Origin of the sequence: Coleofasciculus sp. LEGE 07092 (assembly GCF_015207375.1) — a bacterium.
Lineage (GTDB): Bacteria > Cyanobacteriota > Cyanobacteriia > Cyanobacteriales > Coleofasciculaceae > LEGE-07092.
Genome location: NZ_JADEWY010000018.1, coordinates 52,917 through 64,191, shown reverse-complemented (window position 1 = coordinate 64,191; position 11,275 = coordinate 52,917). Strand labels below are relative to the sequence as shown.

The following is an 11,275-nucleotide window of genomic DNA, read 5'->3' as shown; positions in this document are numbered from 1 at the left end:
GGTAAAAGCCATGTGCCGTAAGTTAAAAGTTGTGTAGGTTGGGTTGAACAACGTGAAACCCAACGCTAGTTGTGTAGGTTGGGTTGAACAACGTGAAACCCAACGCTAGTTGTGTAGGTTGGGTTGAGCGAAGTCGAAACCCAACGCTAGAGGTAGGGAAAGTTGAGTTACAAAGAGCGCTAACCCAACCTACGAGACTACTACCACCTATTACCTATTCACTAACTCAACTAACTGCTTCGCCAACGCTTGAATCACAGGACGATTTTTCACCAATTCACCCCGGATCAGTTGGTGAACCGTGCCAATCAACTGAGGGGATTCCCTTTGAATCTCATCGGTTGTAGCATCAATATCGCTATAGATAATAGCAATCACAGGTAAGTTAAGTTTTTGACAAAACCCTTGCCACTCAATCACGTCTAATTCCGACTTCGCTAAAATCACAGCATGGGTTGCCTGAGCCATAATTAACTCATTCTCTGGACTCATCTTGCCCCCCACATCAAACAGTAACAACGAGTTCTTATTCACCCGAATATCTCGCGCTTTGGCAACGGCGAATTCCGGTGTAAACTGACGCTTATACTCTGCTTTTAACTGTCGAGCGAACTCCGGATACTTCTGTGCTGTTTCTGAAAACCAGCAACCATCTCCATCTGGGCAACCGGAAATGCTGTAAAAGTCCTGGGGAGCATCGTCTCGTTCCAGAATTGCCTCTTTCAACCCATCCCGAAACACCGTTTTTCCCGTATTCGGAGGACCACACAGCACCACTTTCACCGTCTGGCAAGGGTCACGCTCCATATCAATCGTGTCCCCCACCTGGTATTCTGGAGTATGACTAATGGTGACAATATAGCGGTCTAACCCGCGATCGCCAATTTTCGGATCAAATACCGCAATCGCACTGTAGTAGTGAGCCAGTTCCAGTGCTAGGACAAAAGACGCTAACACCGTTGAACGCCCATTGATTTTGAGGAGTTTCCCCCCTGGCAACTGCCCCGAATTCATTAACTGCTGTAACTGCGCTTTGGCATCGCGAACAATTTGATCGCCGTCTACTTGCACCGCATGATTAATCTGTACTCTCAAGACATCCCCTTCCCAACGGATCAAAAATGAAGGTACAGATAACTCAGCCGAACTCTTCACCTCAGTCACATCCCCGCTCTGAAAATCAATGCGGCTACCCAAGGGATACTCCTGTGTCGTACTGCTAACCACCACATACGCCCCCAACCGTGTATCCGCAACCGCAACGGCTCGATACAGATGTACCACCTCATGAGAGAGCGTATAACTAGCCCCGACTGAAATCCGCCCATCAATCTTGAGCAGAGTTCCCCCTGTGAGTTCTCCAGAAGCAATCATTTGCCTCACCTGAGTGTGTACATCTCGCACCACCCCATCGCCATCCGCCGGAATCGGCTCCCCTTCAGCGGTTTTGGCAAAATCCACTCTCAGGGTATCGCCTTCAACTTCCATTGAATAAGTCGTCATTCGGCATCCTCTCTTGATTGGTGTGACTACTAAGCCTGACATATTGACATTCGGTGTAGAGTTGACTCCACTATGGCAGGCAGTAAGAAAGGGGGATTTCCAACCGTTTGTGAGGTGGTAGGCAATACTGCTCGGTTAAGAAAAATTGTAGGTTGGGTTGAGCGAAGTCGAAACCCAACAAACCTGCCTTAACATAGGTTCGTAGTCGGCACTTTAGTGCCAGAAGCGAAGATAGCGCTTACGACAAACTCCTTAAGGAGCGTGCCATTCGACCTAAAACCTATTGGAAAAGGGGCTTACCAACAACTAGGATAATCAAGAGCTGGTAGCTACACCCAATCAATCCATGTCTGCTGAAGAATTTTTTCCCACCCTACACCGTTTAGAAACACTTGTGCCAGAACTGTTGCAAGTTTCTAATCATCCATCCGAGCAAGCCAAATCGAACTGCCTCATGCTTTTAGCCAGTGGCGCGAGGCGGTGGGTAATCGTCAGATCGTTGTATGACTGTGATAGTGAGTTCTTTATCGAATTTGAAACTGAACTATTTAACTGTGCGGATTGGTTAAAGAAGTTCAAGGAAAAAGTTGATACCTATCAAACTCGTTCTTTCTCGGATTGGCTATTTTCTGAATATGCAGAACCCTTCGTCAATCAGTTTATTGGTACATTAAAATCTCGATATAAATTAGAGCAAAATGATATTGACGAACTCTTTTCAACCTCCATTTTTTCCGTTACTGACCGTACCTTACGCAATCAACTGACTCAGTTGTCTCAGCTCAAAACTCAGTTCCTAGAGCGACAATCCATCAATTCCAAAGCCACAGCCAAAAAACCAACTCACAAATTCCGCAAACGGTCAAAGGATGCTATCTCTGAATTCTTCACGACCACCCCTAATTTTCAAGTTGAGGAAACCTTAGAATTCTTTACCAATGAGGTATCGACTATTGCCCAACTGTTATTCACAAAAATCAATGGCGAACAACGCTTATTCATTCATCATGACTATGTAGTCAATGAAGACTTGCGGGAAACCTCAGCGGATTTAGCAGATCGCCTCAAAGAAATTTGGAAAGAGACTCCGACTCCACCGCTGCAAATTGCCTATCACAGTGCTTACTTAAATCAAACTAAAAATTACACGATTTATCCAGTTTGCCTATATTATTATCAGAGGGCTTACTACCTGTGCGCCTTTGGTCAAAGACCGCAGCGAAGGGCAAACCAACCGCCATTGGGATGGTATAACTACCGTTTAGAACGGATAACTAAACACAAAAAACTGTCTTGGAATACTCCCCATCTCCCTTTCTCTACATCCGACATTATCAACCATCCTGAACAATACAAGTCCGCTTATATTCAACAGGAATTAGACGCCGCGTATGGCTTTGATTTCTATGAACAATTCAATTTAATTCTGCTGCGGTTTGAAGCAAATTTTGCCCAACGCTACATCAACAACTCCTTCCGTCATCCGACTTTTGAAAAACTGGATAGCTTCCAAGAAGCTCGGACATTAATTGAGCAATTAGAGTTACCCAATACCCGACAACTCTTAGCCCACATTCATGCCTATCCCGATGCCGCTTATTACACCCTTCGCTATCGCCATCAAGACAATAATGTAATTATGCGACTCCGCGCTTGGGGACCCAATGTAGAAGTCATTTTTCCTGATGAGTTGCGACAGCGCATGAGACAGGATATTTCCGACACTTGGAAACTCTATAAAACCCTTTGAATTTTCGCACTCTTCAATGAGAACGCAAATTCTTCTATTCCCCATTCCCCATTCCCCATTCCCTTTAAAACACAATGGCAACCTTTACCGAAACTCCACAATTATCCACTCGTTTTGAAGCCGCTCTAGTGTATGCCACTCGACTGCATAACCATCAAGTCAGAAAAGGCAGTAATGTCCCCTATATCTCTCACCTGCTAAGTGTCGCCGCTTTAGTCTTAGAAGATGGCGGGGATGAAGATGAAGCGATCGCCGCTTTACTCCATGATGCCATTGAAGACCAGGGGGGTGAAACAACTCGTGCAGAAATTCGCCAACGTTTTGGGGAAAGAGTCGTCTGTATTGTCGATGGATGTACTGAGGATAAAACTCTGCCTCACCTCCGGTGGAAAGAACGCAAGCTCAAGTATTTAGAAAAACTGCGTCTCGCTCCACCAGAGGTTCGGCGCGTTTCCTTGGCTGACAAACTCCACAATGTTCGTTCAATTGTCGCCGATTGGGAGCGAGTTGGCGAAAGCGTTTGGCAAAAATTTAAAGGAGGTAAGGAGGAAACGCTTTGGTTCTATCGGAGTTTTCTGGAGATTTATCAGCCACAGGGTTCTAATTTTTTTACCCTTGAATTGGCAAGACTCCTTTCTCGACTGGATGTTACCCGTTAAATAAACCCTCAGCGTTGGCGGACTAACTAACCCATTCCGCCATCAGGAGATGAGAACCACCACCACCCTGTACAAATTGTACATCGGCTACGTCTACAGACTATACTGTGCCTCTTTTTCTTGCCGTTCAAGGCGTTCCCGTTGAGAGCGCTGCGCCAACGCTTTCTCAACCTTGGGCTTTACAGAGTTCTCAAAAAACTCTAGAGTTTTCTCATCAATTTCACTGCCATTATCTCGCCACCTATCCTGGATAAATCTTGCCTTTAAAATCGGCTTTTCTGTGGCGTTTTCAGATAGGGTTAACTCTGATTTTTCTGGGTCTAATTTAGAACTGTAAGAGTTCCCCTTGACAGAGAGCCGATTCACCAAGCTCAGGTGTTTGACGATAGTGGGAGCCATCTTATCAACCCGATTCTGCTGCTCAACTTTATCCTCAATCGCACCTTTTTTTGACAGGAGTTCCTCTTGCGAGGCGGCTATCTGCCTAAAATGCTGAACGTTGTTGTCATCCAAGTTACTATCGATATCGTGCCACGAACCATCACTCTTTTGCCGCGCCTCCAGAATCTTTTGGGAGGATTGATTCTCTGTCACAATCAGACGCTGCCCCTCCTCATCTTTATCCAAACTTGCCGTATGATGAGAACCACAGTAGCGATCGCCACCAACCAGGTCTTTAAGATGTCGGTAGACAACAGGTGCAATAGCTTCTACACGTTCCTGCTGCCGCTCTTGCCAATCGGCGGGTTGAGTTAACTCAGGCTTAGGCTTCTTCTCCTGTTGGAAGTCGTCGGGGTTGTCACGGAGTCCTTTACCTTCTGCCTCACCTTCCTCAACTGCTTCAATTTCCTCGGTATCAACATCAGCAGTAGGTAAAGAAGGTTCGGGTTGTTGTTGTTCCTGTGGGAATTGCTCATTCGCTTTTTTAACTTGCGCTACCCTATCGCTAATGGATTCCGATTCTTTTGCAGATGTCTGTGTCCCTTGACGTTCTGCCTCTCCTAGCTCCTCCGATTGAACTGTAGTGGAAACTTCAGCAAGCTGTTGCTGTGCCTGCTGTAACGAGTCTAAGGAAAGAGCTTCCAAATCAGGTAACTCTTGCCCCAGCATCTCCCGTGCCAGCGCTGTATCTTCCCCAGTAGCATACAACCCGCCCGTACTAGATTCCCCCGGAACATCCCCCGTAGCTCACGACCACTACCAGAGCGCTCATCAAACAGCGAATAAATATCCTTGCCCTCAAAATCATCCTGCTGTTGAACTTCTACAGCATATTGCCCAGAGCGATTCCCAATTTTTGAATGGGGAATTGAAATCTGTCTGGCTGAATCCGCTAAGAGAAATTCCGTCTTCCACGATGAAGGCGAAACCGGATTCTCTCCAGAAGCCGATTCACAACGATGCCCTGCTACCAGACCATAATAGACCGAATTATTTGGCGCTTTTAACTTAACAGTCTGCCCGACTGGAAGTGTTTCCAAAATCCATTTAACTGTCTGGGCTTGCTGATTAATTTTATCTTCAAACTTTTCCTTGGCATTCTGGGTCTTAAATAAGCCTTGGCGCTGCTGTTTCCAGTCACAAGCCTCCGAATCAATTTGCTCCATTAACAAAGAGCTATTCTCCTGTCCCGCCACCGCAACATCTTCTCGGTCAAAATCTTCGGGTTCAGACACCGACTCCAACCCTAACTCAGACCGCACGACATTCATCGCTTCCATTGTCGTTAGCGGCTGACGGTTGTTTTTCACGTCCATCACGTCGAAAATCACCGCTCCTGTAAACGGACTGGTGGAATCAGGATCGGGGGGTTGCACTTCTATGGATGCAACCGTTTTAGCATCCAAATCCAGAGTTTCTGCCTCCAAGGGATTATTGCCCATGGCAATTTCCCTCGATAACGTATCTTTGTATTCAGACTCAATCCGCTCCATCAAGGCTTCTTGCTCATCCAAGGTAAGCATTGCCATGCGTCCGGTTACCCGCCGTGCGGTTCCTTCCATCTCACTCTCAGGTTTGAGCGGATAATCCAATTTATCTTCCAGCTCCGGGTCATTACTTACCAGCTCATGAACCACGCGATCGCCTACTTCGTTGAGAAAATCCGTAGCTTTCTCAAAATCAATTTGCCCAGAGCGACTGGCAGTGGTATTGGCATTGAGCGACGCCAGCTTTCCCATCAAAATCGCCATCGTCCGTTTCTCACTGGGATTATCCCCAGCACCAATGGTGATGTGAGGAGCATTGACCTGTCCGGTGCGATGAACCCGACCAAACATCTGCACCGCCTGGTTGACATCCCGTTCTGGCTGTACCACAATCATGTGGCGACGGCGTTGGTCTTTGAATCGTTGATTTGAATGCAGTGAAATGCCTGTGGCTCCCGAACGATTAAGGACTAACACATCCGAGTCCCCATTGTTGAACTGGTCAACGGCTTGAGCTTTCCCTGCTCTTGAACTCTCAGAAGCCGGACGCAAATCATAAAAACCTACTAAATTACCTTGCTCATCACGCTCATAACGCACCCGCTCGTCACGTCCGGTAATCTCTCCGGTTTTAAACCCAGCTTCTTTTAGTTGAAAGCGAATATTGTCAATCGGACTAATAGGAACCTTACTGAAATCAGACTTTTCTATTAGATCGATAGCTTCAGAGTACGCTTGTATCCCGGCTTCCCCCAACTCTTCATCAGTCAGACGACGGCGATTGCTTTCCCCAAATGCATCTTTGGTAATAACATCCCGGCTACGCTCCAAATATCGCTTGAGCATATCCCCAAAATCAGCGTTAATGCGCTCACCCGGTTGTAGCCCATTCTCATCAGCGTATTGGCTTAAGAAACTGCCCATTGTATTGCTAACCGTGAGAATTGGCTTTTCTCCTCTTTCTAAAGACTCTTTCGCCAAATCGATAGCACCTTGCGTTTTTTTAGCCAGATTTGATGCATCCAAATAATTATGCATCAACGAGGTAAAATTTATACTTTCAGCTCCCACCTGACCAACAGCACTATCCCCTTGGATTTGCTTTGCCTCTTTTTTAAGTTCCTCGTCAATCTGCGAAACTTTCTCATTTTTTGCACGGTCAAACTGCATGATGGCTTGCATCACTTGCGCTTCACTATCAGTCATTTCCCGGTCAGTCGGGAAAATGGTATGATCAAAATCAACTCCCTCATAAGAGCGTTCGCGACGAATGTATTGCCCCGCTTCGCTCAACTGAGAAGCTAGCGCCTGCTGCATGGGAACGCCACCATTTTGGATAATTCCCACCAAGCTATCAATATCTTCTACCGCTTTCTTCATGTCAGTGCGGTTATAAAGATCCATCACCTCCGGTCGCTTAGCGTAAGTAGCGCTGGACGAAAATGTCCGAGCGGCTGATTGCTTCAGCTCACGAGTAAAGCCAGCTCGATTGGGAATTCCCGAACGGGTATACAAATCCCCACCACTGCCCCCAGCGTTATGGGATTCATCCATAATCAGCATTCCTTCCGGAGCAAACTTGCGTAAAATTTGCCGCCTATCCGGTTCTTGCCCTCTAACGGTTTGCATCTGGGAATAGGTAGTAAAAATGCTGTCAAAATCCCCTAAACTTCCCGTGCTTAATATAGTTTCTTCTGCCGCTTTGTGTTGCTTGGCTGAATAGTTAATTTTGCCCCCCTCAAGGGTATCCAGATTGAGTTGAGAATCCGTATAGTAAGGGTTAATGTCTTCCCCAATATCGGCTAAATCTCTGAGCATATCCCGGTAGAGATTGGGATTTTCTGTCACGAATATGGGGTTCATCCCATCTAGCTTAGCTTTGCGAATCATGCTAGCCACCACACGACCCTTACCAATCCCCGTCATATCCCCTAGGATAGTTTCGGCATCCTGCTCATTATTATCTAGAGCTAACGCCAAAGCATCTATTTGTTCAGCACTTAATTTGTTATACAATTCATCAAGAGACCATTGCATTTCGGAGGCGACATAATCATCAATGTTGCCCTGTCGCTCTTCCACGCGCTCCAGAGAATTTCTAATCCCCACAGACATATTTTTGGGAACTAAAGAATTAAGGGGCTTTCCCTGACTTAAAGGCTGATAAGGAACTTGCAAATCCCGACTATTTTTGTTGTCCATCATTTTCTCCTCCTTTAGAACTCGATTGGTGTTGCCCTCATCGCTCCCAACCACTCGGCTAGTGCCATTCCTTGTATTAATTCCCTGGCTTCGTCTATCTGCTCTGGTTCCTTCAGCACTGGCACCGGGAATCTCACCGTCCAAAAAAGCCCCAGATGATTGCGAATTGCCGGATTGTCTACTACCAACGCCCTCGCCCAAGCTTGAGCTAAAGAATCGGGGTTGGGATTGGGAGGCATCCGTAGTACGTCCAGAATCCCATCCCGCATCCCTAGGGGCATCTCCTCTCGAATCAGGAGCTGTGCGTCTGAAGGGGGTTCTTGGCGAATCAACCACGCCACTCTCAACCCCAGCAGTTGCAAATACTCGCTCATCGTGGGAATGGACTTCATCGAAGCGGGAACCTCTACTGCCGTCCAGAAGTACAGCATCGGCATTTCCTTCTTTCTCTGCTCTTCGGTTGGCATCCAATAATTCGGGTTCTCTAGATACATAACGCGATAAAACCTCTTGTTCTAACTCTTCAAAGCTGTGATAGATTGGCGGCACATCAGCAGCCGGATAGGGGCGAGGGCTTTTGCCCCGCCCGTCGAGGCGAATCATATCAATGGGAAAGCCTGCCCCCTGGCGGGAGTACAACTCACCACTAACCGTAAAATGGTCGGTGACTCTCCAGTTATCGTAAAGCTGCTTGAAAAATCCGCGATTGGAGAGGCTATTATAGCGATCGCTGCGCTGTACTGGGTCATCTCCCATTAAGCCGCCAATAATCAACACAGCTTTCCCGTCGTCTTTGAGCGCCTCTAGAGAATTGAGGCAGATAGCGTGGTCAATCTGGCTAGTTTTCAATTTGCCAAACTGCCACTGCTTTTTAGCATTCGGCTTAGGGTTATCCTCATCGCGGACGCTGCCAAAAGGCGGATTAGCTATTAAAAAATCGTGCTTTTGCTCTGGCTTATAGGTTGTGGCATCCTGGATTGTTGGATTAAACCCTTGGTCTTGCAATGCCCTGGCGCGGTCAGGGTCAATTTCATTCGTCGTCACCTTCATGGGGTTAGCACCCATCAATAGCGCCCCATTCCCCGCTGCGGGTTCGTAAACAGTACCCTGTAGGTCAATTCCTGCCATCGTTGATGCCAAGTAAGCCACTGGCAACGGCGTTGAATACGCTTGTCGGGCTACACTACCACTGCTTTTCGTTGCCAGCTTGGGCTGACGCTGATACAAATCCACAAGGTTTCGATAGGTTGTCTTTGGGTCGTCTCCAGCCTCAATCAGCCTGCGACCTGCCTGAACCAGGCTCTCTTCAATCGTTTCTTCAAGTGCTTTAGCATTTGCACTCCCTGGTGCAAACTCCGTTTCTTGTCCTAGTTCCTGGGATGCCCACGTCCGGGCAGCACTGATGGAGTCGAATCCCTGACCAGAGAGAAAATGATTCGTCAGTGAGGTACGAAGGTGATGTCGTTGTCTGTCAGTTACTCCCATAATGCTGTATTACCAAAACAGGGAACTCTTAACCCAGATAAGCTGTTGGGGAATTCCCTATTCCCCGTTAACCATCTGTCCTTATGCCTCTCAAATAAAAAAAAAGGCGACTAGGTGCCGCCTCTTCTTTTGGCTCATTCATACCTCTCACTGTGGGTAGAGCTTTACTTAGGTTGGCTTCGTTGTTTGCGGCTAGACGGCTTTCGGCTAGAGGAGGAGCGCTGTTGTTGTTGCTTTTCTAGCTGCTTCTCCAAATTTTCTTTTAGGGCGCGTAGAGCATCACGTTCTTGCTGCAACTGTTCTAACTGCTCCAACTGCATCTGCTGAAGTCGTTGCAAATCTGTAAAAACTTCTGCTGGAGTGCTGTATTCGAGATACTCAGCCACATCATCAGGATTCTTGCATTCCCACAAATAGGTGGCAGGAGGGGAGTAGGAATTTTGTTCGTATTCCTGATCATCCTGTTGCAATTGTTCGACACCTTGGCTGCCCAAGTGAGGTTGAACTAACTCATAGATATTGGCAACAAATTTCTTGAGCTGAACCCGAACAGATGCCTCAGATTCAGAAAACTCTCTCGCTATCACTTCTTCTCCGACTTCTTGAAGATAAGTTTCAAAATCGCGCTCACTTTTAATTTGACTTAAGTCGGCTGGAATAATTAACTCTTGCAATCGCTCTGGTGGGAGACTTACATCTCGCCGCTTACCGGGTGCAGGCGGGCTATCAAGCCGCACTTTGTACCGATTTTTCTGGCGATTAAATGATTGCACTGTCCCCCGACTCCCTTCAGGAGCCGAAGGCATTTCGACATATCCTGAAGGGCAAATAACCACAACTCGTTTACCTAGTAGGGGTATATCAACAGATGTTTGAAATTCCGATTCTGCTGAACCCGTCGTCCTAGTTTGTTTTTGAAACTGGCGATATAGTTTATCCGCCAGAATCTGGGCATACGCCTGTGGAGAAACGTGTTTGTGTGCTTCGCCGTAGAAAACGTAATGGGAAGTGAATCCTGTCGGAGAGATATTCCCCTGAAGTTCAAAATGATGGTACAAATCCTGGATATCATTCCCCGGCTCATAAACAACGTTGACAGATTCCCCGGTATCAGAGAGTTGAATTGAAAACTCTTTGGCTGATAGCCGCCAAGCACCGGGAATCTCAGTTGTTTCCTCTTCATTCTCCTTAATCTGCTTAATGACCTGTTTGAGAAGCTGGGCTGTTCGGGCTTTTCCCTGCTTTTTAGCAATCTCTTCAGCTCGTTTCAACGCTTCAGTTTGTTTATCTTGAGTTGGCAATTTTGCCAATTCGCTCGCTTGGGAAATCGGCAGTCTCCGAGCTAGTCTTAGAATACTTTCATCTTGAGAAGTTCGGAGATTTTCTTCAACAGATGCTGCCGCTTTTAGTCGAAACAAATACCGCTCTTTATAATCGTCTTGGTATTCACTAATTGCCCATTCACTCCAACTTCCGTATCCCAAAGCCTCCCAACCTCTACGACGATCCATTTCCAATAGATCGGCACGATTATCGTAGAAACGTTGACGAATCCTTTCCGTATATTCGCGAGCTTCAGCCTCCGTCATCGGAGTAACATTAATACCCTGAGCTGGAACTTCTGATTCGACAAGGTTCGGTTCTACACTTTCACTCATGTCCCTTGCTTCCCTAGAATAGTTGTAGCCAATCAATTCAAAAACAACCACCAGCTCCATGCCTAAAGGCAGGAGCTTGTTGAATGGGTT

General features: G+C 46.8%; 6 protein-coding genes. 2 read left to right on the top strand and 4 right to left on the bottom strand.

Annotated elements, in window-relative coordinates:
* Positions 1–210 precede the first annotated feature (210 nt).
* Positions 211–1,503 carry a hypothetical protein gene (locus tag IQ257_RS29855; RefSeq protein WP_228060485.1) on the bottom strand — a complete coding sequence of 431 codons (1,293 nt, stop codon included), beginning with the start codon at positions 1,501–1,503 and terminating at the stop codon, positions 211–213.
* Between the two features lie 346 nt (positions 1,504–1,849).
* Here IQ257_RS29855 and IQ257_RS06845 point away from each other — a divergent pair, with 346 nt between their 5' ends.
* On the top strand, positions 1,850–3,253 hold the full coding sequence (locus IQ257_RS06845; RefSeq protein WP_193872388.1) for a TIGR03985 family CRISPR-associated protein: 1,404 nt from the start codon (positions 1,850–1,852) through the stop codon (positions 3,251–3,253).
* Positions 3,254–3,327: 74 nt separating this feature from the next.
* Positions 3,328–3,912: an HD domain-containing protein gene (locus IQ257_RS06840; RefSeq protein WP_193872386.1), complete on the top strand. Its 585-nt coding sequence runs from the start codon at positions 3,328–3,330 to the stop codon at positions 3,910–3,912.
* A 93-nt stretch (positions 3,913–4,005) separates the two neighbouring features.
* Here the strand turns inward: IQ257_RS06840 and IQ257_RS06835 are convergent, their stop codons facing one another.
* The 3 genes from IQ257_RS06835 to IQ257_RS06825 all read right to left on the bottom strand — a co-directional run bounded on the left by IQ257_RS06835 (position 4,006) and on the right by IQ257_RS06825 (position 11,245).
* Entirely contained in the window at positions 4,006–5,061 is a 1,056-nt protein-coding gene (locus tag IQ257_RS06835; RefSeq protein WP_193872384.1) for a hypothetical protein, read from the bottom strand.
* On the bottom strand, positions 4,980–9,527 hold the full coding sequence (locus IQ257_RS06830; protein WP_193872382.1) for a strawberry notch C-terminal domain-containing protein: 4,548 nt from the start codon (positions 9,525–9,527) through the stop codon (positions 4,980–4,982). The genes IQ257_RS06835 and IQ257_RS06830 overlap by 82 nt, the downstream gene beginning before the upstream one ends.
* Positions 9,528–9,691: 164 nt before the next feature.
* Positions 9,692–11,245: a hypothetical protein gene (locus tag IQ257_RS06825; protein WP_193872380.1), complete on the bottom strand. Its 1,554-nt coding sequence runs from the start codon at positions 11,243–11,245 to the stop codon at positions 9,692–9,694.
* Between the last annotated feature and the right edge of the window lie 30 nt (positions 11,246–11,275).